The sequence below is a fragment of the Olegusella sp. genome (assembly GCF_057238325.1).
In genome coordinates this window covers 104,905-130,462 of the sequence record NZ_DBHHGF010000002.1, presented here as the reverse complement: position 1 = coordinate 130,462, position 25,558 = coordinate 104,905, and the positions used below count along the sequence as shown (strand labels likewise).

Below are 25,558 nucleotides of genomic sequence, written 5' to 3'. Positions count from 1 at the left end.
AATTTTGTAAGAATGTGCAAAAAGCACTGCGATATGTAACGGAGGATACTTATGCCAGCCGATAAGAGTATTATCAGAGACATCAATCTTGCTGATTCTGGATTGCTCAAGATTGATTGGGTAAGACGCAATTGCCCTCTGCTGACCATGCTGAAGGAAGAATTCGAGCAGACCAAGCCATTTGCAGGCAAGAAAATTGCCTTGTCCATTCATCTCGAAGCAAAGACAGCTTATCTTTGCCTGGTACTTGCAGCTGGCGGAGCAGAAATGTATGTTACGGGTTCCAATCCACTATCGACCCAAGATGATGTCGCCGCCGCATTAGTACACGAAGGTCTTGAGGTCCATGCTATCCACGATGCAACAGCCGAAGAATATGCCGCTGGTACTCACGCCGTGCTCGCCGCTGGTCCCGATCTCATCATTGATGATGGTGGCGACTTGGTTTATCTCATGCATACCGATCCAGAGCTACAAAAACTTATCCCTCATGTTATTGGCGGCTGCGAGGAAACTACAACAGGAATCATCCGCCTAGAAGCTATGAACCGCGAGGGCAAGCTACGCTTCCCGATGGTGCGCGTTAACAATGCCATGATGAAGCACTTCTTTGACAACCGCTATGGCACGGGCCAATCTGTTTGGGATGGCATTGATCGCACCACTAATCTTGTTGTTGCTGGCAAGACTGCTGTTGTCGCAGGCTATGGCTGGTGTGGCAAGGGCGTTGCAATGCGCGCTAAAGGCCTTGGAGCGCGTGTCATCGTTACAGAAATCGATCCCGTCAAGGCAATTGAAGCAGTGATGGATGGCTTCGACGTGATGCCTATGGCAGAAGCTGCACCTTTGGGCGACTTCTTTATCACTGTTACCGGTTGCAACAAGGTCATCGATGAGGAAGACTTCCTCCTTATGCATGAGGGTGCCATCCTATGCAATGCTGGTCACTTTGATGTCGAAGTCGACATGGAGGGGCTACACAAGCTTGCTGTAGAATCCAAGCTCATGCGTGAAAACATCATGGGTTACAAACTACCTAATGGTATCTGGATTTATGTCCTTGGCGAGGGCCGTTTGGTCAATCTTGCTTGCGGCGATGGGCACCCTGCAGAGATTATGGATATGTCCTTTGCAATTCAAGCGCTCTCAGCAAAATATCTGGTTGAACACCAAGGTGAGTTTGATGAGATGCTCATGGATGTTCCTACGGACGTTGACTTGGAGACTGCCCGCAAAAAACTCTCCTTTATGGGCAAGCACATCGATGTACTTACACCCGAGCAAGAGCACTACCTCAATGACTCTGACGTGTAAAAGCTTGAGAACAAGCAGTACACAAGTAAGCTAAATAATTTGAACCGCACCTGCAAAACTTGGACTTAGAAAAAAGTTCGGGTTTTGGAGGTGCAGTTTTTACCATCCATCTTCAATGAAATCCACTGTCGCGATTGGCATTCTCAATCCACCAGACTTGATTTAATCCGACAAATTTTGATTGGTAAGATCGCTTGATGTAACAGGAAGCAACTTCTTCGCTGCATAGTTGTACAAAAGACTTATCGCAAAGCATAAGACGCCGCCAATAATAAAAGCGACAATACGAGAAATTGTAGAACCATCACCAAAGTCAAAGAGCACCATCTTGAGTACGCAAAGCATTGTTACAACCAAGCCATACAGACGCATTGGTCGAATGTTTAATCTAAAGCCTACGGCTATACAAATGAGAGCGCAAATCATATAAATCAAACTTACGGCATAACCCAGCTCTTCAAGAATGCCCAAACGATTTAAAACTGCTGGGCATAAGAACGTAAACAAGATTGCCCAGACAATCTGAAGAAAGGCAAGTAAACGTCCATTCTTTCGTGCGTGCTCCCATACACGAGCCACGATCATAGCCAGTACAAGCACTGCGCACAAAAGATATATGGTAGTAGCAAATAGGTTTCTCGCTGGACTGTTTGTATCAGGACTACCTGAGATATGAAAAATAAAACTGCTTAGAAGTACAACTTCGTTAATCTGTGCCGCTATAATCCAAGCTCGAGAACAAACGGACTTTTCTTGTAATTGCAAGAGAGAAAATCCCGTAAAAGCTGTCTGTGGAAGACCGGGGAAGAACACGAACAACCCCATAAGCTGAACCAATCTGAACAATGGTAATTGTTCAATAAAAAGACCATTAATAGATGGAATTGTCTCCATAGATAGCTCGAAGAACACCAGTAATACAAATAGCACAGGAACACGTTTTGCCTCAGCATCAACGTTGTAGCCACGATGCCTCCACCATACAAGCGGAGCCATAGTTGCTATTAAAGCAACAAGGGGTCCAAGCACACCAAATTCTGGAACAAGCTGAGCGTAGCCAGTAGTCAAAAGATACACTGCTTCGACGGCCAAAATTACATGACCTGCAATAGCATAGTTGCCGTCTAGCTGTACATACGAAAGGGCATAGAGCACAACTGTAACGAGGAGCAAACCAGAAATTGAAGGGATAAAGGCCACCCATCTAAAGTGTGGAGCACTAATCAACAGCAAGGTAGCAGCAACACTTGTTGCCGCAATAATTGCCACTCTGCTCAAACCAGCATTGAAGCCCTTTTTCTGGACAAACAATAAAATAATTCCCACATGAAGCACCAGTACAAGAATGCATATACCAAGCGCAGCATCAAGCTCCCAAGTAATACTCTCCTGCATAATGCGCTGGAAGAAAAACTCCGATGACACCTGCAGATTTGTATGCGTCCAAGATAGAAAAAGATGAACGAGCACCTTGTATACATCAGTGCAAAGCATATAAAGCCACAAAAACTCCCCTATCACATAAGATGGAGTTGCTGCTGTATGTTGAGAGACTTTTTGATCCTGCATCAAAGCTTTTCTTAGTAAATAAAGAACGAATGATGCGGTAATAAACTGAATGAAAAACGCAAGGACAACAACAATACTCGGAAGTTCCGAACGAAATCCCGCGGTATATATAGGAATAACAAACCAGAATATCCCAGAAAAGAGGATTTCTCCTGCATCAAAGCGATGCCACAGATAAGTGCTTGCTATGAGGGCAAGGACTAATGATGCAAGTAGCCCCAAGCAGTATACGCGACGCATACTTACTAGGCTTCCACCTACAACAATAAGACAAGCAAGCAGCTGATAAGCAATAATAATGAAAATACTGCTGTCACTAAAACCAAAGCTGTAGGAAAAACAAACCGAGATGATCATGCCTGCATGGGCTACAACCGCAAGCACAATGGAATTAAAGCGTTTTACCAAATACATACATAAGGCGCTCCAGACTAAAAGCAGCGCCAGAACACCAAGATTGTCAAGATATCCAAAATAAAGGCGTGTTATAAGAAGCGAAATAAAGAATCCACCTGCACCTGTTCCCAAGAGGATTGATGGGAGCAGCGGCGCATGCTTTGTTACATTAATCTCCCCCGTAGCCAAAGGAATTGTATGAGCAGAAACTTGACGTTTGACGGCAACGAAGCCAACAACCAAAAATACAGCGCTCAAACTGTACATAAGCGAGCAGCGGATAACATCACCCAAAGAAGGAACAACAAGCATGCCAAGAAGTACAAGACCAATAAAGACCAATCCAGCAGAAACAAAACCAAAGATATTTCGACCTACGAGGTTTTCAAATGATGAGAAACTCGCCTTTTGAGAAGGCTCAAAACTAGAGGATGACCCTGGGGTAAACGCTGATTTTGAAGTAAACCCCTCTGGTATGGGAGGCACACCTGCAGATCGCTGTGGTACAGCGGGATGCTGCGGTGTAGTAGGGACTGAAGTAGGTATGGTGGTTGGTGCAGGTGTAGCACGGACTACAGAACTGGATGGTGTTGCGGATGTATATTCCGTTTGATTCGGGGGCGTAAGTGCAAGATCGGGGTTATTATTTGTCGATTTAGGCTGCTTCTCTGGTAGGAGCGTCTGCAGCACATTTTCTAAATGCTTGACTTTTCTTTTTAGTGTAGAGATCGAAACAACGCTGTAAATGACAAGCACTATGAGCGCAAGTTCGAAGAGCGGAGGAAGTCTATCATACGGATATAGCATTACTGCACCACCTTTGTATGCAAGCCTTAAGGCAGCCACCAATACAACAAGGCGTTTATACTCCGTAGTATTACACACAATATGGTATTGCGTTTTTAGCATGCCAAGCTGTGATGCCTTTGAAACGCAGGTTAAAAAGGCGAGCTTACGTATTAAGCTCTGTGCTACCAAACACGATTGTGGACAAGCTTGCCAGACAACAGTGTTGCACGACAGCTACCAGCACCTTTGAGGACAAAATAATCGAGCGTTTCTTCAACACCCATGGGCGTGCTGATATCGATAGGTATATCAAAGAAAGCAAGGTCAGCAAGGGCGCCAGGATTAATCTGGCCAATACGATTGGAACCACAATTGAGTCCCATTGATTCAGCCCCGCCCAAGGTCAGCGCACGAATAATGCGATGTGACAAATCGTCGCGATCGTAGCCCTGCTCAACTGCAAGCTTATAGACCTCCGCTGCATCATCCATAACATCTAAAGAAGGACAGCTCGACAAAGAGTCAGTACCAATTGCAATAGGATTTCCTTCTTCTAGATAGCGGGCAACGGGCGCATCGCGCACGGTGCAGGTCACACGATTTGAACGTGGACACAAAGCAACGCTCACACCACGTTGCCGCAGAATACGCCTATCCTCACGCGACGCATATACCCCATGCGCGATATGCACATCTGGTCCCAGCACACCCAGTTGATCAACAAACTGGATTGCACTTACCTCAAAACCAGCCGCGTGGAGTGCAAGATAGCCATCCCAATTTTTGTCACTCCATACATACGAGGTAAGATTTGAGAGCTTTGAGGGAAAAGCGCCAGCCTCAACAGGAGTTTCTCCCAAATGAATATGTAAGCGCATACCAAGACCACGCGCAATATCAGGCAAGTCCAACAAGGGACCTGAACCTAATGAATAAGGCGCATGGGGACTGATGCCCAAACGAATATCTTGGTTGCGTCCAGCTTCTGCCAGCTGACTGATAAGCGTGCGTGCGCCCTCACGCGACCAAGCTTCATTTTCCCAATCCATAACTTCCCAGTACGCAATACCGTGCATACCAAGACTACCAAGCGCACCAACTGCTTCGATATCAGACACCACATCAGCCGCCGACGTTGCACCTAATTCAAGAAGCTGACGCGCACCATCATGTGCCCACCGTTTCCAAGGCTTCTCTTCGGGCGCATCGTAAATCTCATCAAAAGCCAGTTCCCATGCGCGGAAACTGTCATAAATCTTTTGTCCCACCGAAGACATACCCGTGTACTGCAAATGCGTATGAGCATTTACAAGACCCGGTAACAATATGCCATCAAAATGTCGCTCAACCATCTCTTGCTGAGCCTGCGCATCCAACTCTTCGCGTAGCACCTCAAGCACCCAAGAGCGCGTGCCCACATGCAAAACCCGCTCCCCGCGTACAGCTACAGCACCATTGACGATAACGGGCATCGATACAGGTACAACCAGGGGAGCCGAATACACAATAACTTGTTGACTCTGCACGCTAGCCTCCTTGGCGGCAAATTTGGTCACACAGTTTGGTTACACGATAGCGTTTCGGACATCTAGGTTAAACGTCCGAAAAACGCGTAAGTCTCCAATCAGGCACGGTATCACTCTTTTGCCCCACTTGTCGCGCAGAAGCCCCACGGGCAGCAAGGGCAAGCTGAGCTATAAGGCTCTCATCGTCCTTGCCCAGACGCAAAAGCTTGGCAGGAAGCTCCCCCTTATGCTCCACGAGATATGCTATCGCTGCCACTTGCACAGCCAAGCTAAGATCCATCACCTCAATCGGATTGCCTCCACCAGCGGTGTAATTTACTCCATCACCATTGGCAAGCAAGCGAAGTGTTGGACCACCTGGAACTTGCAGCTCACGAATAGCATCTGTATCTGCACCCCTTAGTGCGTCAGTGGGCAGCTCATCTAGAGCAAGCTCATGAGCAATGCCCCCTATCACTGCTAGGGTCGTTCCACCTCGTAGCAGTTTCATCTCCTCTATCGAGACGGTATGGCGAACACCCGTTGCAGACACAACCACATCAGCACATGCAAATGCTTCCGCAATATCGGCAACCTTAAAGCCATCAAAACGTGCCCGCAAAGCAGCTGCAGGGTCACCATCCACGATACAGACGTCCGCCCCCAAAGTACGAATACGCCGTGCAAAACCTTCGCCCACAGGGCCATAGCCAATAACTACTACCTTCGCCCCTGCAAAACAGTGCCACCCAAGCAGAGCCTGCATGCTTGTCACACAGGTTTCGCCTGTACCATGCCGATTGTCAAAGCAGGTCTTAAGGCGCGAGTCATTAACCGCAACCACAGGCCAAGGCAGCTCCTGCGCCGCTTCCATAGCTGCAAAAGCACGAACACCCGAGGTTGTCTCCTCTGCCACACCTATAAGCTGAGCGGATAGCTCTGGACGTTCCAACTTGCATAGTCGAGCAAAACTACCCCCATCATCCACAATCAGATTGGGCCGCAGATGATCAAGTAAACGCAAAGCACCTGCGTGATCTTGCTCGGACGTCCATGTAGCACATGCCTCAATCATCACATCACGTCTGGCAAGCTCATCAGCCACGCGCGGGTCAACTTCTGCGGCAGGCGCAAACACCCCTACCTCAGCACCTGCACGCTTAAGTTCTTGTAGCAGCACACTTGTCTTGGGCTCCAGTACCAGACAGACTGCAATACGCAGCCCCTGCAAGCTTTGCTTTGTCACAAGGCCATCCACAAGAGCACGGGTAACAGGCATGTATTTTGCAGCGCGCGCCATCGCTTCGGCACCAGTGAGTTCCTTCTTTTCGGGCAAGTCATTCCAGACAAAATCTGCTTCCTCACGTTGAGAAATCGGCAGCAATCCCCAACTCTGAAACGCCATGCGTAGACCGTCTGTCAAAGTTTCCTCAGTCACAAAAACGCACGAGCCCGCTAGTGATCTATTTGTCCGACAGGATAACTCTGCAACCCATTCTGCAAATTCCATATCAGCTATCAAACTCCGTTCTGCTTTGCTTATCTACCTATCTCAATCTTGCCGCCACGCAGCTCACGACGGAAGTAATACAGCGCTGCAAGCGACAAAATCGCACCTAGCCACTCCGCACAAACATAGTTGAGCCACATACCCAAAAGGCCCAAGGGATACAGCAAAAACACCAATGCAACGGGGAAAATGAAGGCATTGCATAATGACAAAATCGAAGCCAAACGCGGCTGGCTGAGCGCCACCAACATGCTATATGTGCCCATCACTAGCCAACGCACAATATAGCCCAATGAAAATAGTCGCAGTGCCCGAATAGCCTCTGCCAGATTGTCACCACTAGCAGTCGTTATAAAGACATGAACAATTTCATCAGGATAAATCCAAAGCAAGACGATTGCGACAATGCATACCACTGCCGCCGCAGCAAAGCAGCGCAGCTCAATCTGCTTGACACGATGTACATCATGGCGCCCCCAATTAAAACCAACTGCTGGCTGCAAGGAATCAAGCATGCCATAAACGAGCGGGAACACCATGCCATCAAAATACATCACCATGCCGTAGATAGTAACCGCAGCGGAACCACCTAATTTCAGAAGGAAAAAATTCAATATCAGCGCAGTTGTTTGACCCGCAATGTTACTGAGAAAAGTAGGTGTTCCATCGCCCACCACCCGACGAATTAGTGCCCACGTAAACTGAGGCCGCACAAAATGCAGTTGCAGCTCTCCTTTAAAAAACGGCCAAAATGCCACACACACTGCTATAAAAGTAGCCAAGCAAAAAGCATGTCCTGCAGCTGCTACATCCAGATGCCAAACACCTAAAAACAAAATCATAAAAGCAATGCCTAGGCCGCTCATCAAAATATTGACACTCGTTGAGCGGCGGATACGACCACAAATACGCAAATAGTTGTCTACCGCATACATAATGGTTGTGATGGGCGACCACATCGCATTAACCCGCAAGAACTTCACGGCATTATCAAGTAGCTCACCCTCAGCTCCCATTGCCCTAAAGAGAAACGGCGCCCCAAAGAAAAGTAGTGATCCCGTCAGCAAACCTGCGGCAAAAATTAACAGTATGGTACTTGAAAAAATATTGTTAGCCTCATCCTCATCACCACGGCCCAGCGCAATTGAGATGGGCACAGAGGACCCCACACCCAGCAAATCTGCAATTGCATAATTGATAATGACAAGCGGTAGCGCAAGATTGACCGCTGCAAACGCCGCACTACCAAGAAAGCGCCCTACAAAAAGACCTTCGCTCACGTTATAGAGCGAAGAAGCAACCATGCTTACAGCACCAGGCAGCGCTGCCGTAAAAAACAAACGAGTTGGGCTTGTTTGAGTAAAAAGTTTTTCGTTATTCATATGGTCCAAACTATCGTCACCATGCATTTATTTAGCAATCTCGTTGTGAGAGTAGTCTAGCCGTGAACCCTCCTTGGGTACTATAAGAAGACCGATAAAGGAGAGATGCTCATGGCAGATATGTTTGACTACTTAGATTGGTTTGGTGACTTCGATTTTGACCACGTTCCTTTCAATGAAGTGGATAATATCATACTCTCCCAGCTGTCTTATCTAAAGCTCGATAACGTACTTTCTGCTTGTGAATTCCTTGATACCTCTGAGGTCTGGCATAGATTTTCTACGCAAAAGGTATTGCCCAGCACGGGACCACTCATTTCGGACCGTACTAATGAATTATTGGGATACATGATCAAGTCGGGTCGGCGTTTTGCCAATGCAAAGCTTGGCTACTACGAGACGCGCTTTGACGAAGAGGCACGTGAGCAATTTGCTGCGTTGACGCTTTGTCTGTCTGATAGCAGCAGTTACCTCTCGTTTCGCGGCACCGACGACAGCTTGGTGGGATGGATTGAGGACTGTGATATCAGCTACAGTATCGTCCCCGCACAGAAAGATGCACTTGCCTACCTTCGCCAAATCGCAAGCCTGACAGATGGTCCCTTGCGGGTTGGTGGGCATTCAAAAGGCGGCAACCTGGCTGCCTATGCAGTTGCTATGGCGCCAGAGCTCGACGAACGTATTATTGAACTTTGGTGCAATGACTCTCCAGGGTTTGACGATGCCGTACTTCCACTCTCAACCTTTGAGCGCCTGCGCGAGCGCACACATCTCTTTACGCCTGAATACAGCCTCGTAGCAGGACTTTTCTCGCATGCAGTAGAGCCTGTTCTCGTCAAATCGAGCGCCCAAGGTGTTATGGAGCACAGCGCGGTTAACTGGCAGGTTATGCGTGACAAATTGGTGCGTGGAGATGCGGTACGCCAAGCAAGCGTTCATGTAGGGCAGGCCTTCAACGAACTGCTCGCCAGCCTTGATTTGCAGGGACGCAAGAAGTTCGTTGACGAACTCTATCAAGCATTTATCTCCCATGGTATTCATGACCTCGCAGGTATCATGGGACAAAGTCCTGCGGGAATCCGAGCAGTCACCGATTCGCTTAATTCGCTAGATGAAAATAGCAAACATATCATTAACAGTTTTTTGTGGAATACCATGGGAGGAGCCGTACGCGGCGCTGCGGAGGAATCTGCCGAGCAGACCGCCAAAGCCTTGGCACCTGTTGCCAAAGCGGTCAATGTGGCACTCGCCGAGGCTGGCGAAAAAACCAAACAAACTCTCGCAGTATGGAAAGCACAAACCGAAGCGCGTATTGAAGGCTTGTAAACAAACCCTGTACAAGACAGATCTTTACCAAGTCCGCCCAACAAAACTGACGCGAAAACCGACTAGTTTTGCTTACCCTACATACGCGAGCAGTGCTTTGCAGCCAGAAAGCACATCGCGCCAAGTAGCATCAAAATCGCCGGTGTACCAAGGATCTGCAACGTTAGCTGCACTTTGCCCAGGCTTTCCATCCGCAAAGGAAAGCAACTTGACAAACTTATCTTCAGGATCGTCTCTGCAAATACGATGCAATCCACCGAAGTTCTCGTCGTCCATATAAACAATTAAATCCCAGTCGCCATACTCGGAGGCACGGAACTGCCGCGCATAATGTTCGCAGACAGGCACCCCTTCTTTATGCAACTTGCGCACAGTACCGCGATGCACAGGATTGCCAATTTCTTCACGACTAGTTGCAGCAGAGTCAATGACAAATTCATGCTGGCGTCCTGCTTTACGCACTAAATCTTTCATCACACTCTCTGCCATTGTCGATCTGCAGATGTTGCCGTGACAGATGAACAGGATTTTATTCATTTCTTTATCCCACCGGTTACGACTCTGTAATCAATTGTTGTTGCGAGGCATCCAACAGGATGCACACAGCGATGATAGTCCAGTCACCTTGTCTCCAAAGGTGACACGGAAACAAATTACCGCTATACGGCAATGTGTGGCGGAGCTCATGAGGAGGAACGACATGTCAAAAACTATCACACGTCGTCGTGCACTTAGCGTATTGGGAGGTATGGGATTAGCCGCCTTTGGACTTTCTGCTTGTTCTAATGCTGGCTCTGGCAGTTCCGCCTCTGGTGAGGGCGAATCCAAGATTGGCGTATTACAGCTAACTGAGCATGCTGCACTTGATGCTGCAAACAAGGGCTTTGTCAAAGCGCTAGATGATTCGGGTATCAAATACACCATTGACCAGCAAAATGCCCAAAATGACCAATCCGCCTGCCAAACTATTGCCTCAAAGTTAGTCAATGAGGGCAACAACCTCATCCTTGCCATAGCAACTCCAGCTTGCCAGGCTGTAGCAGGCGCCACAACTGATATTCCCATAGTCGGCACTGCCATTACTGACTACGCCGCTTCGGGACTTGTGGCCGACAATGATGCTCCTGGAGGAAACGTCACAGGTACCTCTGACCTCACTCCTGTTGAAGAGCAGTTTGATCTGCTGCAAAAGCTCCTGCCTGATGCCAAGAAGGTAGCAATTCTTTACTGCACTGCAGAGTCCAACTCTAGCGTACAAGCCGAAATGGCCCACGATGCTGCCCGTACACGTAAGCTAGACGCCGAAGACTACACAGTATCAAGCTCCAATGAGATTCAGCAGGTTGTTGAGTCTATGATCGGCAAGGTAGATGTTATCTACGCGCCCACAGATAACACCATCGCGGCAGGCATGCAAACCGTTTCTATGGTCGCAACCGAGCACAAACTCCCCATCATCTGTGGTGAAAGCGGAATGGTTGCAAACGGCGGCCTGGCTACCTACGGCATTGATTATGAAAAATTGGGTTACAAGACAGGCGAGATGGCTGTCAAAATTCTCAACGGAGAAGCAAAGCCCGCCGAGATGCCTATCGAACATCTAGATGTCTCTGAGTGCACCTTGGCAACTAACAAAGAAATTGCTAGAACCTTAGGCATTGACCTTTCAAAATTGGATGCCTAGGACAACGCTTTTCTTATGAACCGCGCTTTTCTTATATTGGATAGCCTCAAAATTGCCCACACACGATTATCAACAAGTGCGGCGCGGGCTTTAGGCTGGCAACAAAAGACTATGTTGGGGAGAACTACATGCTATTAGCGCTTTCGGGAGCTGTATCTCAGGGCATCCTTTGGGGTGTAATGGTGCTCGGGGTCTTCATCACGTACAAAATGCTCGACATTGCAGACCTCACCGTTGACGGCAGCTTTGCATTAGGGGGCTGTGTTGCAGCAGTTTGTTCGGTAGGAATGGGCCTTGACCCACTCGTCGCAGTACTGCTGGGCACACTCGCTGGTGTTGTTGCAGGAGCAGTTACTGGTCTGCTTCACACTCTCTTTGATATTCCAGCGATTTTGGCGGGAATTCTGACTCAAATCGCGCTTTGGTCCATCAATTTGCGTGTCATGGGCAAATCCAACACGCCGCTCTTAAACGTCGATACTGTTTTTACTCGCACAGCATCCCTTTTGCATATTTCCCGCGATAACGCAACGTTTGTTGTGGGAATCGTTGTCGCCATTTTGGCGATCGTATTCCTCTACTGGTTTTTTGGTACTGAGATTGGTTCGGCAATGCGCGCCACTGGCCAAAACGAAGATATGTGTCGTGCGCTGGGTATAGATGTACGTATTACTAAGCTCTTTGCCCTGATGCTTTCCAACGGTTTTGTGGGTCTATCGGGTGCGCTCATTTGCCAAAGCCAAAAGTATGCCGACATTGGTATGGGAACAGGCGCCATCGTTATTGGCCTTGCTGCTATTGTCATCGGCGAAGTACTTGGACGTCTAACCCCAAATAAATTACAGGCCTTTGGCAGCCGCCTCACATCAGCCGTAGTAGGCTCTGTCGTATATTTCCTCATTCGTGCGATTGTGCTTCAGATGGGCATGGATGCTAATGATATGAAACTGCTGTCTGCAGTTATTGTTGCTCTTGCGTTGGTTGTACCCGTTATCTGGGAGCGCAATCAACAGCGTCGCGTTTACGCAAAAGGAGGTGAGTGCTAATGCTCGTACTTAAAGGCGTCAGTAAGACCTTCAACAAAGGCACCGTTAACGAAAAGCCAGCACTCATTGATGTAAATCTGCATCTCAATCCTGGCGACTTTGTCACAGTCATAGGTGGCAACGGGGCTGGCAAGTCCACCCTACTCAATAGTATCGCAGGTGTCTTTCCCCTTGATGGCGGTCAGGTCATCTTGGATGGACAGGATATCAGTCGGCTACGTGAACACAAACGCGCTGTCAATCTCGGTCGCGTTTTTCAAGATCCCATGCGAGGTACTGCTGCCGACATGCAAATCATTGAGAATCTTTCTCTTGCAGCGCGACGTGGAGCACGCCGCGGGCTCAGCTGGGGCATCAGCAAAAATGAACATGCCCTTTACCATGAGCGCCTAGCCGAGCTAGACCTAGGTCTTGAAGATCGCATGTCTTCCAAGGTGGGACTACTCTCTGGTGGACAACGTCAAGCACTTACACTTTTGATGGCCATACTCAAAAAGCCAAAGCTGTTACTTTTAGATGAGCATACCGCTGCTCTTGACCCCAAGACTGCTTCAAAAGTATTAGATTTGACTGAAAAACTCGTAGGAGAGTACAACCTGACTACGCTCATGGTGACGCACAATATGAACGATGCCATTCGCTTGGGCAACCGTCTTATCATGATGCATGAGGGTCATATCATTTTCGACGTACGCGACGACGAAAAACGGCAGTTACATGTGCACGATCTGCTTCAAAAATTTGAAGAGGTCTCAGGGGGCGAGCTCGCAAACGATCGCATGCTCTTGTCGTAGATGGTTCGAATTTCGGGCATAAAATTCGCAGATGGTTCAAGCTTCGAAGTAGGCGAGCATAAACGCGCAGGTCACATTTTTCGAAAACTCGAAGAATGAACCATCTGTAAAAGGACGCTTATTAAAACCGCTTATTTATTGGGGCGGCCACGAATCAAGCCAACGATCATCGGGATAACTGAAACTAAGATAATGCCAACAACCACCAGCTCAAAGTGCGCTTGCACTGCAGGGATACCGCCAAAGAAATAGCCCAAAAGCAGGAAAAGTGTTGACCACGTAATACCGCCGAGGATATTAAAGAGCACAAAGTGGTGCCACTTCATGCCACCCATGCCAGCAAGGAAGGGCACAAAAGTACGAATAAAGGGAAAGAAACGCCCGAGAAAAATTGCAAGACGACCCCATTTATCCAAAAACGCCTCGGACTTCTCTATGCGCTCAGGCGTCATAGCCTTTACTTTGCCTGAATCGATAATGCGCTTACCCAGAAAGTGACCAATCAAAAAGTTGCATTGATCGCCCAAAATTGCAGCGCACCACGCCACTGCCAGCAAAAGGTAGATATTAAAGTCACCCGTTGCAGCAAAAAAGCCCGATGCAAAAAGTAGAGAATCACCAGGTAGAAAGGGAAAGAACACAACCCCTGTTTCAATGAAAATAATCAAAAAGACAAAGCCATATGCAGCAACAGGTCCCATCGCAATCCAGCTTGCGATAGCGCTGCGGGGATCGCGGAGAAGGTCGACAAAAAAGTTGACGATGTCCATAGGTTCCTAACGTCGTTATGTATGATAACGCCCCGGGGCTTTCGATAAGTCTCGGGGCGACCGCAAGTGCGCTCGGTGGGAACGGGCGCCCGCCCGAGGCTCCTTATGGCTGCTGCCTTCCGGCCCTGACCAGGTTCGGAACAGTACGTCGCCCGAACCCACCCAACTCACTTGCAGGCCAAAGTATAGCGGCAGCCGAGCTTTGTTGCCTAGCTCGGTTGCCGCACTGCCACAAATACTCATAAAGCTTGTGATTTACTTAAACATTCGGACGCAAAATGCCACAAGCACGCACGTGAGCACTCTCTAGTGGGCACTCTCTAGCTACTTGTCTGCGGGAAATCGCACACCAAGCTGTCTGCGGGCTTCGTCCATTGTGGTTAGCGCATCACAGGTCACCTGCTGGAATTGATGAACGCGTTTAAGCGCTTCGGCTTTCCCCGCGACCGCATCACGGAAGAAGGACAACTCACACACCATATCGTTTTCAGGCGTCACAACAGGGAGCTCTTCTTCCGCACCACCCACAGTGCCATATGCCATACCTGCATCCACATGCGTCACGAGCTTTAACTGTGAGCAGTTAGGCAGCGTTCCAATAGTCAGCGTGGCTTTTTCACCTTGAATCTGAGATGGGATAAGATCGTCAGTCACCTTTCCATAAGAAAGGTTTACTACCTTATCACCATAGTCAAGCAGCATTTCACCCGCTAGATCAATCTTTCCGTAAGCGCTATCAACGGGCTCACCAGGAACTGCTGCGCAAATTCCTGCAGCTAGTACGCGCTGTGGGCAACCAAAGAGCGCTACTGCGGGCTCCATGGTATAGATGCCAATATCCATCAGCGCGCCCTCGGAAAGCAATGGGTCAAACTGACTGACACGTTCACCAGCAAGCAATCGCGCCATGCGAGAAGTAATTTTGGAGAAGCGCAGAGTTGCTTGGCGAATAGTTCCTAGGCGGTCTAAATTCTGTTCAATCTTGGCAAAGCCAGGGTCATAAAGATTGCGCATGGCTTCCATCGCAATAACACCTGCAGCTTCTGCAGCAGCAAATACCTCTGCTGCCTCGGTGGCATTCGATGCAAAAGCTTTCTCTACCAGCACATGCTTGCCACCTGCAATGAGTTGCTTTGCCTGAGGTCCATGTAGCGCATTGGGACTTGCGATGTACACTGCATCCACATCAGGTGAAGCAGCCAATCCAGCAAGATCATCAAACGCCAACTCCGCGCCATGCTTTTGTGCAAAATCTTTTGCTCGCACGAGCGTGCGCGAATAACAGCCCGCCAAGCACACACCTTCAGTTTTTGCTACCGCATCAAGAAACCTCTCACAAATCGCACTGGTACCGATCGTTGCGATTCTTAGCTCGTTTTCCATAACTGCTGCCTCCCTCGCGTTGCTTTGACATTTTTCCGTCATTTCTGATTATCCCACCAGTGGGAATTGTTTTGTTTAACTGCGGGGTATTATGTTGAGAAGCAAAATCCATGGATTGGAGTCGCCGTGTTCAACACCTATTGCAAAAAGTCTCAATGGGAGTGCCAACGTGACCTCATCCACGTTGCACGCGGTGAGCAAGCCGCGGATTTGGTCATTCGCCATGCAACGTTAGTTTCTACTACCACCCGCGAACTGCTAAAAGATGCAGACATTGCTGTTGTTGCTGGCCGCGTGGCTTACCTTGGTTTGGAGGGAAAGACCGCAGAGCATTGTATTGGACCTAACACCAAAGTTGTAGATGCTACGGGCTACTATGCCTTGCCCGGTCTTATTGACTCACACATCCACATTGAATCATCCATGTGCTCGCCCGCCGAGTATGCCCGCGCGGTTGTTCCTCATGGCACCACAACCATCATGTGGGATCCGCACGAAATCGCCAACGTTGCAGGTCTTGCAGCAGTACATGCCGCTGAAGCCGATGCCAAACGCACGCCACTCAAAGCGATGGTTACCACACCAAGTTGTGTGCCGGCAGTGCCAGGTTTTGAAGATACCGGCGCTGAGGTCACCGCTATCGATATCGCCCAAGAAATGCAACGCGATGATACAGTAGCCCTCGGCGAAATGATGAACTACCCTGGCATTCTTTCCTGCGAAGACAATGCTCTTGATGAGGTTGCGGAAACTCTCAAAGCAGGGCGCGCCGTTACGGGCCATTACACTGTGCCCGAGCATGATCGTGATCTCAACGCCTACATCGCCGCAGGCATCACAGCAGATCATGAATCCTACCGTCCCGAAGATGTGGTCGCAAAACTGCGCTTAGGCATGTATGTGCAATTGCGCCAGGGTTCTGCTTGGCAAAATATGAAACGTCTAGCTCCTGCAGTGACACATCATCAGATTGATAGTAGATTCTGCACACTGTGCTCCGATGACAATCAACCACGCACTATTGTTGAGGATGGACACGTGGATCGCTTGCTGCGTCTTGCAGTGAGTTGCGGCATCAATCCTATCGAAGCAATACAGATGGCAACTCTCAACACAGCTACATGCTTCCATCTTGACCATGATTTAGGGGCGATTATCCCCGGGAAATGCGCCGATATTGTGCTGTGCGATAGCCTTGATGAATTCAATGTCCACCAGGTCTTTATCGATGGTGAATTAGTTGCTGAGGATGGTAAGCCCCTCTTTAACTTTGAGCCCTACGACTGGCCACAGGAATATACGCACACCATGAACCTCGGAATGGAAATTACTCCCGAAAGCTTCCGTATTCCCACTGACAAGGCTGATGGCCCCGTCAAGGTGCATGTCATTGGCTCTGCTCCTGGATCCACGGTAACTGATGATCTTGTCATGGAAGCCCCCGCCAAGAACGGCGAACTGCTTAGTGACCCCACAAACGATTTGATTAAGGTCTGTGTCTTTGAGCGCCATCATGCTACAGGCTCACATGCAGCTGGCTTCTTGCATGGTTTTGGTATTCACGGTGCCCTCGCCCAGACCGTAGCACATGATGCTCATAACCTGCTGGTTGCAGGCGACAACGACGATGATATGGCCCTAGCTGCACGCACCCTCATCGAATGTGGCGGTGGCGAAGTTGCCGTCCAAGACGGTAAGGTGCTCGCGCTAGTCGAGCTGCCTATCTTTGGTCTGCTTTCCGACCAGCGCATCGAGCTTGTTGCTGAGAAAGTTGCTCAAGTCGAGGAAGCGTGGCGCACAATGGGATGCACTATGCCCTCGCCGTTTATGACTATGGGCATTATGTCGCTGGCTTGTGTGCCTGTGCTACGCATCACCAACAGAGGTTATGTTAACTGCATAACCTATCAGTTCCAACCACTCGAAGTTGAGTAAGCCGCTGTCAATCCCTATCGAAAGGAATTCCTGTGCCGCAGCACGTGCAAATGCAAACCTATCCCTTCTCGCTTGTTGCCTTTGACCTTGATGGCACCACTATCGATACGGTTTCGGGCGAAATGCATCCACGTGTCCAAGCAGCACTTAAATATGCTCATGACCACGGCGCTCAAGTCTCCGTGGTGAGCGGTCGTCCTCTGCATATGCTCCACGACTTGCTGGTATGGGACTGGGTCGATTGGCTGGTAACGCTTAATGGATCAGTTGTGCGTCGCCAGACCGACCAGAGTGTTCTTTTTGAAAATGAAATGCCCGATGAGCTGGTAAGCACTGTTTTTTCTACCCTTGATGACCTTAACCCCGCATGGTTTGTCTTTTATGAAAGTGAGACTTACCGTGAGCGCCGCGCGATTACATATATGGCACGCGGAGGATCGGACGGCTTAGGCGAAGCCAATAGCGAGGAAGACATCATAAACGCAATGGCAGGCATGAAACCTGTAGATTCCATCCATGAAGCCATGGCTACGCACCCCGACACAGTCTTCAAAATGGAATGCAGCTTTGAGACCGCCGCACTAGCCGATGAGGCTGGCCAGCGCTTGCACGCGCTTGGCCAGCTGGATATCGCTCGGATGGGACCGATCGAATATGAGCTTACCCACGCTGGCATCAACAAGGGCGCCGCGCTTGAACAGCTTTGTCAGGAGCTGAAGCTCGACATTTCGCGTTCTGTCGCATTTGGTGATAGCGGCAACGATTACTCAATGATTGGCCATGTTGGTACTTTTGTCGCAATGGCTAACTCCACACCCGAAATTCTTAGGGATGCTGATGAGATTTGCCCCTCTTTTGACAAGCAGGGCGTGGCTGTCTGGCTGGAACAGTATCAAGCTTAGGACACCCTTAGAGCGCCCGTCTCATCAGATACCTGCTTGATAAATTTGCGGTCTTCAAGCTGATAAACGCGATCGCATGATGATAAGGTCGAAGGCCTATGCGAAACCATAATGATGGTCTTGTCGGCGTACACCGTTTGCAACGTATGCACTAGCTCGCGCTCGTGCAGCACATCAAGCGCACTTGTTGGCTCGTCCATCACAATGACATCAGGATTGGCTAGCAGCACACGCGCAATACCTATACGTTGGCGCTCGCCACCCGAAAGGCGCGCTCCCATCTGGCCCATTTGCGTATCATAACCTTCAGGCAGGCTCTCGATAAGATCTGCAATGCCTGCTCGTTTGGCAGCACGCCTCACCTCTTCAAGCGTTGCTGTTGGCTGCGCAAATGCAATGTTATCTGCAATGGAACAATCAAAAAGATAAGTATCCTGTTCGAGCAATGCTATGCGCCGACGCAAAACATTTAGAGAGATCTCTCGTGCATCAACACCATTAATCCTAATGTGTCCCTGATTGGGGTCATAAAAACGCAACAGCAAACGAAAACTCGTTGATTTACCTGCACCACTGGGACCCGCAATACCAATACGTTCACCCGCTCTGATATGCAAGGCAGCGCCATTCAATACGGCGGTATTTGCACCAGGGTAGGTAAAGCTCACGTCCTCAAACTCGATAGACTGAATCGGACCGCAATCCTCATGTCCCGTCTCTGTAATTGCTGCGGCGCAATCTTCAATACGGAAAATCCGATCTGCAGCAGCAAATGCTTCGAGCAAATGCGTCACCACAAACGTTAAGGAGAACGTCGACGAAAACGATGCCGTTGCAACAAAGGAGACAATAATCGCTCCAGCAGGATTCCCCACGCCTGCCGCTGCAAGACTTGCTGCTACAACAACTACCAAAATACGCGCTAGATAGACAAAGAAGTCAGGAAGCGCGGATACTGCCTGCTGATGCAGGGCCAATCCGTGCGCAGAGCTATTAACCCGCTCATTTGCTTCTAGAACCTGACTTTTGCGCTGTTGACCTGCATTGAATATCTGGATGTCTCGTATGCCATACACACTTTCGAGTACCAATGATTTGAGTTGCGCGAGAGCAGCTCGATACCTCAGGCCAATGCTTCTGCCTACACGTAAAGCTAGCAACGGAATCAAAACACTCGTCAGCACAAAAATCGGCAGGAGTACCGCAACATACAAAAGATGCACGCGCGCCGCCACAATAAGCGCAGCAAGGGGCACAAGCACAACCGTAAACAGCGGACCTATCGTATGCGCAAAAAAGAACTCTAGGGTTTCAACATCGGTTACCGCAATAGATAGCAACTCACCTTGACTGCGTTCAATCAAAATTGAAGGTGCCAAGCGGTCGATTTCCTCAAATAGATGTACACGCAGCTGTGCCAACAAGTTATAAGCACCTACATGCGAATAGCGTCCCTCAAGGTAACGGCACAGCGCGATAAGACTGCCGCTAAAAACTACCATTGCAAGATAGATGCGCCAATCACCGGCCAACATTTGGGCTACATTCAAAATCGCAGCGGCACCAAAACCCATAACGCCTAGACATGCCAGATTGCCCACAATTGACGCAAGCGCAGACACCACAAGATAGGGAGCGATTGGCTTGCCTATGCGCAGTAGCCGAATTGCGAGCACAGGAAGTGGATATGCATAGCTGTAGCTTTTCTTTTTACTCATGCTGCAGCTCCTTCGAGCTTTGCTTGTTCTGCGACAAGTTGCTGGTAGAGACCCTCATGCTGCATAAGCTCTTCATGCGTGCCCCGTGCCGTGACACAGCCGTGTTCGAGAACATAAATACAATCTGCCCAGCGAATGGTTGAAAGGCGATGAGAGATAATTACTAACGTACGGGTACGTGACAATTTACGGATGCAGTGCCAAATCTCCTGCTCGCTCGCTTCGTCGACCGAGGAAGTCGACTCATCAAAGATAAGATACTTCGCCTGCGACAAGAGTACGCGTGCAATACCCATTTTTTGACGTTGACCACCCGAAAGACGCGACCCCGCGTCACCTACTGCAGTATCTAATTTGTCAGGAAGACTACGCACCCAATCACCCAAGGCAGCTTCGTCCAGCGCCTCATAAAGCTTTTCGTCATTTGCATTCGGAGCGGCAATCTGAAGATTTTCGCGGATACTACCCGTAAAGAGACTGACTGTCTGAGGAACCATCGCTACGTGATAACGCAGCTCTTCGGGAGTAAGACTGAGATAGTTTTGCCCATCGATATAAAGATTGCCAGCTGTGGGATCTATAAAGCGCGCAAGAAGCGCCGCAACCGTTGACTTACCGCAGCCCGAAAGCCCTACCAGCGCAATTGTCTTGCCGCGAGGCACCCGAAGCGAAACATTATTGAGAGCCATACGATTCTTAGATTCAGGATAGCTGAAACTCACATGCTCCAATCGGATACCGTCATATGCCTCGGGATCGGTAGGCGCTTGAGGATTGTAAGCTCGGGAAGTATCAACAGCAAAGATATCTTCGACCTTTGTGGCAGCCGATACTGCGGTAAGCGCATCGTGAGTTGCATCCATTAGCTGGCGTATTGACGCGAAATAACCATAGGCAAGCAAGAGAATGGTGAGGCCAGAGCCCACATTCATCCTAGCCGCTGCCAAGTCGAAACATACAATGACAAGTGCAATGGTGATAGCCAAATACATGAGCGCTTCATTTACAAAGTGCGAGCTAAAGTTGATGCGCATGAATTCGTTGATATCTGCGCTCAAGCGGCGAGCCTTGGATTGTAGAGTCTGGCTGCGATCCGCATCGCGACCAAAAAGTTTGATACTCGTCAGCCCTCGCACCGAATCAAGGAAGTATGCCGTCATGTCTTCAACCGAAATCCAATAGCGACGGCGCAGAGCTTCTATCTGATGGCGGAACAAGTTGTTGAGCGGCAAGAGCACTACAGACACTACCAACAGCAATACCGCTATAGACAGCGACATAGGTGCTAAATGGAAAAACAGATATACAGGAGCAATTACCGAAAAAATCAACGAGGGCAAATAGAGGGAGTAATAGGTTTGCATCTGCTCAACAGCATCCACTGATGAAGTAATAGCTGATACCGGACCAATTTTTTCGATACCACCTACATCCAGAGCAAGAACCTTGTCAAAGATGACTTCGCGCAAATGAACACGGGCAGAAGCGGTGGTGCGGTACTGCAGCTCCCCCTGCGCAAGACGCGCAACCAAGGTAAGTAACGAAGCGGCAGCTGCGGCGGAAGCCGCAGCTGCTAACTTTGTAGTATCAGGATGAGGACTTGCCAAATTACCCAGAAAAGTACCGATAACCTCCGCAAACAGAGTAACGCCGATAAGTTGTGCAAATCGCACTATAACAATGGCGACTATCCAGCCCCAGAGCCCTTTAGACAGTCTTAAAAGCGTTTTATCTAATAACAGCATGCTGCCCCTTCACATGCAATGGCGATTCTAATTAGGCGCAACAAAATGGATGATAGTTCTATCATCCATTTTGTTGCTAGGATTAAGTTTATCTAAGGAAACATTCCCTTTTTACGCGATAGTATTTCAACCAAAGACAGTTTTCGACACCTTCAATTTAATCTGTGTTTATTTGCATTATTTATGACTGATTCTAAGCCGTTTTAAGGCGCCTCAAACCATACTTATGAGTAATATGACCTCAGTACATAGAGGACTCTAGCCAGCAATTCTGCCCCATACATACGGGGCGTGAAATTTAGCTCAAAAACACCTAGCTTTACCTGCACTTTTGTGAGGCACATTTCTCTACGGTGGAGCAATAGGCCAAAAATTCACCCCATTCTATATGGGGCTTTACGGGTGTATATATTTTCATTTTTCTCAAATGACAGCAAAAAACATCCACACTATTATATTTATATATCTAAAAACCGCAGGTTACTGGATATGTATTTTAATTATATGGTGAATAGTGTGGATGTTTTTTTGGCTTAAGGGGCAAAATTGGAAATTGTTGTCGGACTATCAGCGTTACTCCTCACGCGCATTATCCGCAGTCATTCAAATCGGGGAAATGCCATCAAGGAGCCTCTTGTTGACCTGCCACAGATACAACTTTCATTTCCTGCAGACAAAGGCATTCCAAACGCAGAGTCTTTAGCTATATTTCATTCAACGCTCTGCGCTGAACAGCTGGCGTCCAATTCTGAATTATCCACACCATCTGGGCATACTCTTGAAGATAGCAGCTTTGACTTTGACAGCGTCAGCCCTCTTGCAAAGACAGATCTCAGTCGATTTATCGATAAAGGTGCCATCAATGCAGAACACCCTTTAGAGCTGGGAGTCTTCAACCCAAATCACCGATATCGACGCACAAAATCTCGTACGATTATGCTGTCACGCAAGTTGCTCACAGAAGCGATATTTCCCATTGATCCAAGTCTCGCGATTTCGAGTCCCGAGCTCACCATCATGCAACTTGCCCCTAAGCTAGATATTATTGACCTTGCGCTTGTAATAATGGAATTCTGTGGGCGTTATTCTCTGCGCCCACAACGCGATGGCTCTCTCTACAAAGAACGAAGTTTTGTTAATTGTGACTATCCTGCTACAACATGTGCACGCATAGCAGCCTTTATCAAAGCGGCAAATATGCGCAGATACCGTCACAAACTCGAGACTGCTCTTAAGTACTGCGCGGATAATTCCGCTTCGCCAATGGAAACCGCCCTTGCCCTCACGCTGACGCTTCCTGAAGAGTTGGGTGGATACGGCCTTCCGCAACCCATCCTCAACCCAAAAATTTCAATCCCAGACGATGTGCGTCTATATGTAGGTCGAAATAATTTTCACCCCGATCTGTACTATCCACAGTGGCTCTGTGACTTGGAATATGAAAGTAGCGGATTTCACTTTGACCCTCTGCAAGCTGGCATAGCCACCGACCAGATTGATCGCTGGCGCAAAAGGGAAATCAGCCACCAAGCAGCAGATCGCAGACGCTCGCGAGATATACAAGCGCTGGGTATTAAGGTAATCCCCGTCTTGAGCAACGATTTCCTCAATGCACGACGCATGGACCAAGTAGTATGGGCGTTAGAACGCCAGGCGCAAAAATTCACGAACAGCACCATCAGCCTCGTCAAGACTGCTGATACTCGTGAGTTACGCGACATGCGCACTCAACTCCTCGAACGCTTGAGCCTAGCAAGTCCTAGACATTCGGCCTTTTAACCCGGTCAGACGCCACCATATTGATAGAACGCGGGATAAAAATAGCCCCAGCTATGTGAACTACCTCCCATTTTTGGGCACAGGAAATGGGAGGTAGTTCACTCAAGCTGAGGCTACTTCACACCAAGTTAAAAGCACTTACTTTCTATGGGTGCGATAATAAGCAATCAGGCTTTGTGTGCTTGCATCCTGAGTCGCCAACGCCTCATCGTCATGGAAAGCGGGCGTAATCTGCTTTGCAAGCTGTTTGCCCAGCTCAACGCCCCACTGGTCATAGGAGTCAAGACCCCACACCGTACCCTCAACAAAGGTAATATGCTCATAAAGCGCAATCAACTCACCAAGAGCATGTGGCGTCAACGCCTCACCAAAAATAGAGGTTGTCGGGCGATTACCCTCAAATACACGCGCAGGCACCATCCATTCGGCCGTTCCCTCAACACGCACCTCATCTGCAGTCTTGCCAAAGGCTAACGCCTTTGTCTGCGCAAGGAAATTGCCCAAGAAAAGCTCGTGTACATCTTGGTCGCCATCAACAACAGGATGGGCCGTATTGGCAAAAGCAATAAAGTCCGCAGGAATCTTGCGAGTTCCTTGGTGAATTAGCTGGTAGAAAGCGTGCTGGCCATTGGTACCAGGCTCACCCCAAAAAATCTCACCTGTGGCACACGTCACCGGTGTGCCGTCCCAACGTGTTGCCTTGCCATTGGACTCCATCGTAAGCTGCTGCAAATAAGCAGGGAAACGATGCAGGTACTGGCAATACGGCAACACGGCATGGCTGGTAGTTCCCCAGAAGTTGTTATACCAAACGTTCAGCAAGCCCATCAGCGCCACAACATTATTTTCAAGCGGCGTCTCTTGGAAGTAGACATCCAACTCGTTGAAACCTTCAAGGAACTGACGCCAGACATCGGGTCCCAAAGCAACAATCAGCGACAAGCCCACTGCAGAATCAACCGAATAGCGACCGCCAACCCAGCTCCAAAAACCAAAGGCATTCTCAGGATCAATACCAAAGTTCTCGACTAGCTCAAGATTGGTCGACACAGCAACAAAATGCTTACGAATTGCATCAGCCGCTTGCTCGTCTGATCCATCAATAGCACCCGCCTCCTGTAAGGTCTTGAGCAGCCAGGTCTTTGCCTCACGCGCATTGGTCAATGTCTCAAGCGTCGTAAACGTCTTGGACACAATGATGACCAGTGTTGTCTCAGGATCCAGACCACGAGTCTTTTCTGCCATATCATTAGGATCAATGTTTGATACATAGCGGCAGTCAATACCCGCAGTCGCATAAGGCTTCAACGCCTCATACACCATGACCGGACCCAAATCAGAGCCGCCAATACCAATTGAGAGCACGTGCTTGATGGTCTTGCCACTCACACCACGCCACTCGCCAGAGCGGACGCGCTCAGCAAAGGCATACATGCGATTTAGCACCTCGTACACGTCAGCAACACAATCCTGCCCATCCACCATAACCTTGCCCTTATCGGCGGCGGGGCGCCTCAAGACTGTGTGTAGCACTGCACGATTCTCGGTAGTGTTAATTTTTTCGCCCGCATACATTGCGTCGCGACGAGCCTCTAGGGCCACCGCACGTCCAAGGTCTGCCAACAGCGACACCGTAGTATCGTCAATCAAATTTTTCGACAGATCAAAATGCAAATCCGAAGTATCAAAGGAGAGTTTTTGAACGCGTTGAGGATCCTCGGTAAAAGCTTGCTTTAGGTTAAAACCATCAGCAACCATCTTGTCGTGATGTTCCTGAAGTGCTTGCCATGCGGGAGTTTGGGTCGCATCAATAGGTGCGGAAATTGCTGCCATAGCTACTCCTTTTCCTGCCGCAGGATCTGCCCGCGGCATACAGTGCTACCTATGCATAGCCTACCACCGTATCACCCAATTTTTGACCTGGGCGCCCCAGTTGTCAGAGAATCTTATGCAAATGAAATTGTTCAGCGGAGTTTGGGATTCAACCAATGAAACAATTCAGCGGAGTTTG

At 49.0% G+C, this 25,558-nt stretch carries 18 protein-coding genes and 1 other RNA gene; 8 read left to right on the top strand and 11 right to left on the bottom strand.

Annotation, left to right across the window (positions count from 1 at the left end):
- Positions 1-51 precede the first annotated feature (51 nt).
- Positions 52-1,314: an adenosylhomocysteinase gene (locus tag ACO5JD_RS03250; RefSeq protein ID WP_484987531.1), complete on the top strand. Its 1,263-nt coding sequence runs from the start codon at positions 52-54 to the stop codon at positions 1,312-1,314.
- Positions 1,315-1,476: 162 nt separating this feature from the next.
- Here the strand turns inward: ACO5JD_RS03250 and ACO5JD_RS03245 are convergent, their stop codons facing one another.
- The 4 genes from ACO5JD_RS03245 to ACO5JD_RS03230 form a co-directional block, all read right to left on the bottom strand.
- Positions 1,477-3,969 (bottom strand): DUF2339 domain-containing protein, encoded by a 2,493-nt coding sequence (locus ACO5JD_RS03245; protein ID WP_484987529.1) that lies wholly within the window; start codon positions 3,967-3,969, stop codon positions 1,477-1,479.
- A 281-nt stretch (positions 3,970-4,250) separates the two neighbouring features.
- Positions 4,251-5,594 carry an amidohydrolase family protein gene (locus ACO5JD_RS03240; protein ID WP_484987527.1) on the bottom strand — a complete coding sequence of 448 codons (1,344 nt, stop codon included), beginning with the start codon at positions 5,592-5,594 and terminating at the stop codon, positions 4,251-4,253.
- 67 nt (positions 5,595-5,661) lie between these two features.
- Positions 5,662-7,083: an adenosylhomocysteinase gene (locus tag ACO5JD_RS03235; RefSeq protein WP_484987525.1), complete on the bottom strand. Its 1,422-nt coding sequence runs from the start codon at positions 7,081-7,083 to the stop codon at positions 5,662-5,664.
- A gap of 29 nt (positions 7,084-7,112) precedes the next feature.
- The gene (locus ACO5JD_RS03230; protein ID WP_484987523.1) at positions 7,113-8,465 is read right to left on the bottom strand and encodes an MATE family efflux transporter; all 1,353 of its coding nucleotides are present in this window, start codon (positions 8,463-8,465) and stop codon (positions 7,113-7,115) included.
- Between the two features lie 111 nt (positions 8,466-8,576).
- Between ACO5JD_RS03230 and ACO5JD_RS03225 the strand changes: the two genes are divergently transcribed.
- The gene (locus ACO5JD_RS03225) at positions 8,577-9,791 is read left to right on the top strand and encodes an Mbeg1-like protein (protein WP_484987521.1); all 1,215 of its coding nucleotides are present in this window, start codon (positions 8,577-8,579) and stop codon (positions 9,789-9,791) included.
- 72 nt (positions 9,792-9,863) lie between these two features.
- On the opposite strand, the gene ACO5JD_RS03220 is transcribed toward ACO5JD_RS03225, so the two are convergent.
- A complete protein-coding gene (locus tag ACO5JD_RS03220; protein ID WP_484987519.1) occupies positions 9,864-10,328 on the bottom strand; it encodes a low molecular weight protein-tyrosine-phosphatase in 465 nt (154 codons plus the stop codon).
- 163 nt (positions 10,329-10,491) lie between these two features.
- Between ACO5JD_RS03220 and ACO5JD_RS03215 the strand changes: the two genes are divergently transcribed.
- The 3 genes from ACO5JD_RS03215 to ACO5JD_RS03205 all read left to right on the top strand — a co-directional run bounded on the left by ACO5JD_RS03215 (position 10,492) and on the right by ACO5JD_RS03205 (position 13,315).
- Complete coding sequence (locus ACO5JD_RS03215) at positions 10,492-11,475, top strand: ABC transporter substrate-binding protein (RefSeq protein WP_484987517.1); 984 nt, start codon at positions 10,492-10,494, stop codon at positions 11,473-11,475.
- Between the two features lie 128 nt (positions 11,476-11,603).
- Positions 11,604-12,521: an ABC transporter permease gene (locus ACO5JD_RS03210; protein WP_484987515.1), complete on the top strand. Its 918-nt coding sequence runs from the start codon at positions 11,604-11,606 to the stop codon at positions 12,519-12,521.
- Positions 12,521-13,315: an ABC transporter ATP-binding protein gene (locus ACO5JD_RS03205; protein WP_484987513.1), complete on the top strand. Its 795-nt coding sequence runs from the start codon at positions 12,521-12,523 to the stop codon at positions 13,313-13,315. Before ACO5JD_RS03210 ends, ACO5JD_RS03205 begins: the two co-directional genes overlap by 1 nt.
- Before the next feature lie 131 nt (positions 13,316-13,446).
- Here ACO5JD_RS03205 and ACO5JD_RS03200 read toward each other — a convergent pair whose 3' ends face one another.
- The 3 genes from ACO5JD_RS03200 to ACO5JD_RS03190 form a co-directional block, all read right to left on the bottom strand.
- Positions 13,447-14,085: a VTT domain-containing protein gene (locus ACO5JD_RS03200; protein ID WP_484987511.1), complete on the bottom strand. Its 639-nt coding sequence runs from the start codon at positions 14,083-14,085 to the stop codon at positions 13,447-13,449.
- Between the two features lie 69 nt (positions 14,086-14,154).
- Positions 14,155-14,250, bottom strand: an RNA gene (ffs, locus tag ACO5JD_RS03195) — signal recognition particle sRNA small type.
- 159 nt (positions 14,251-14,409) lie between these two features.
- Positions 14,410-15,468 (bottom strand): Gfo/Idh/MocA family protein, encoded by a 1,059-nt coding sequence (locus ACO5JD_RS03190; protein ID WP_484987509.1) that lies wholly within the window; start codon positions 15,466-15,468, stop codon positions 14,410-14,412.
- Positions 15,469-15,594: 126 nt separating this feature from the next.
- On the opposite strand from ACO5JD_RS03190, the gene ade reads away from it, so the two are divergent.
- Entirely contained in the window at positions 15,595-17,403 is a 1,809-nt protein-coding gene (ade, locus tag ACO5JD_RS03185) for an adenine deaminase (RefSeq protein ID WP_484987507.1), read from the top strand.
- Positions 17,404-17,435: 32 nt separating this feature from the next.
- Positions 17,436-18,305 carry an HAD-IIB family hydrolase gene (locus tag ACO5JD_RS03180; RefSeq protein WP_484987505.1) on the top strand — a complete coding sequence of 290 codons (870 nt, stop codon included), beginning with the start codon at positions 17,436-17,438 and terminating at the stop codon, positions 18,303-18,305.
- Here the strand turns inward: ACO5JD_RS03180 and ACO5JD_RS03175 are convergent.
- A complete protein-coding gene (locus ACO5JD_RS03175; RefSeq protein ID WP_484987503.1) occupies positions 18,302-20,023 on the bottom strand; it encodes an amino acid ABC transporter ATP-binding/permease protein in 1,722 nt (573 codons plus the stop codon). The genes ACO5JD_RS03180 and ACO5JD_RS03175 overlap by 4 nt on opposite strands.
- Positions 20,020-21,768, bottom strand: a complete 1,749-nt coding sequence (locus tag ACO5JD_RS03170) for an ABC transporter ATP-binding protein/permease (RefSeq protein ID WP_484987501.1) — start codon at positions 21,766-21,768, stop codon at positions 20,020-20,022. Before ACO5JD_RS03170 ends, ACO5JD_RS03175 begins: the two co-directional genes overlap by 4 nt.
- Before the next feature lie 546 nt (positions 21,769-22,314).
- Here ACO5JD_RS03170 and ACO5JD_RS03165 point away from each other — a divergent pair.
- On the top strand, positions 22,315-23,547 hold the full coding sequence (locus ACO5JD_RS03165) for a hypothetical protein (protein ID WP_484987499.1): 1,233 nt from the start codon (positions 22,315-22,317) through the stop codon (positions 23,545-23,547).
- 138 nt (positions 23,548-23,685) lie between these two features.
- Here ACO5JD_RS03165 and pgi read toward each other — a convergent pair whose 3' ends face one another.
- Positions 23,686-25,380: a glucose-6-phosphate isomerase gene (gene pgi / locus ACO5JD_RS03160; protein WP_484987497.1), complete on the bottom strand. Its 1,695-nt coding sequence runs from the start codon at positions 25,378-25,380 to the stop codon at positions 23,686-23,688.
- Positions 25,381-25,558 lie beyond the last annotated feature (178 nt).

Coding starts and splice junctions, on each gene's coding strand:
- pgi (WP_484987497.1), bottom strand. CDS start 25,380: ATGGCAGCAATTTCCGCACCTATTGATGCGACCCAAACTCCCGCATGG.
- ACO5JD_RS03215 (WP_484987517.1), top strand. CDS start 10,492: ATGTCAAAAACTATCACACGTCGTCGTGCACTTAGCGTATTGGGAGGT.
- ACO5JD_RS03230 (WP_484987523.1), bottom strand. CDS start 8,465: ATGAATAACGAAAAACTTTTTACTCAAACAAGCCCAACTCGTTTGTTT.
- ACO5JD_RS03220 (WP_484987519.1), bottom strand. CDS start 10,328: ATGAATAAAATCCTGTTCATCTGTCACGGCAACATCTGCAGATCGACA.
- ACO5JD_RS03200 (WP_484987511.1), bottom strand. CDS start 14,085: ATGGACATCGTCAACTTTTTTGTCGACCTTCTCCGCGATCCCCGCAGC.
- ACO5JD_RS03190 (WP_484987509.1), bottom strand. CDS start 15,468: ATGGAAAACGAGCTAAGAATCGCAACGATCGGTACCAGTGCGATTTGT.
- ACO5JD_RS03175 (WP_484987503.1), bottom strand. CDS start 20,023: ATGAGTAAAAAGAAAAGCTACAGCTATGCATATCCACTTCCTGTGCTC.
- ACO5JD_RS03250 (WP_484987531.1), top strand. CDS start 52: ATGCCAGCCGATAAGAGTATTATCAGAGACATCAATCTTGCTGATTCT.
- ACO5JD_RS03210 (WP_484987515.1), top strand. CDS start 11,604: ATGCTATTAGCGCTTTCGGGAGCTGTATCTCAGGGCATCCTTTGGGGT.
- ACO5JD_RS03225 (WP_484987521.1), top strand. CDS start 8,577: ATGGCAGATATGTTTGACTACTTAGATTGGTTTGGTGACTTCGATTTT.
- ACO5JD_RS03205 (WP_484987513.1), top strand. CDS start 12,521: ATGCTCGTACTTAAAGGCGTCAGTAAGACCTTCAACAAAGGCACCGTT.
- ACO5JD_RS03170 (WP_484987501.1), bottom strand. CDS start 21,768: ATGCTGTTATTAGATAAAACGCTTTTAAGACTGTCTAAAGGGCTCTGG.
- ACO5JD_RS03235 (WP_484987525.1), bottom strand. CDS start 7,083: ATGGAATTTGCAGAATGGGTTGCAGAGTTATCCTGTCGGACAAATAGA.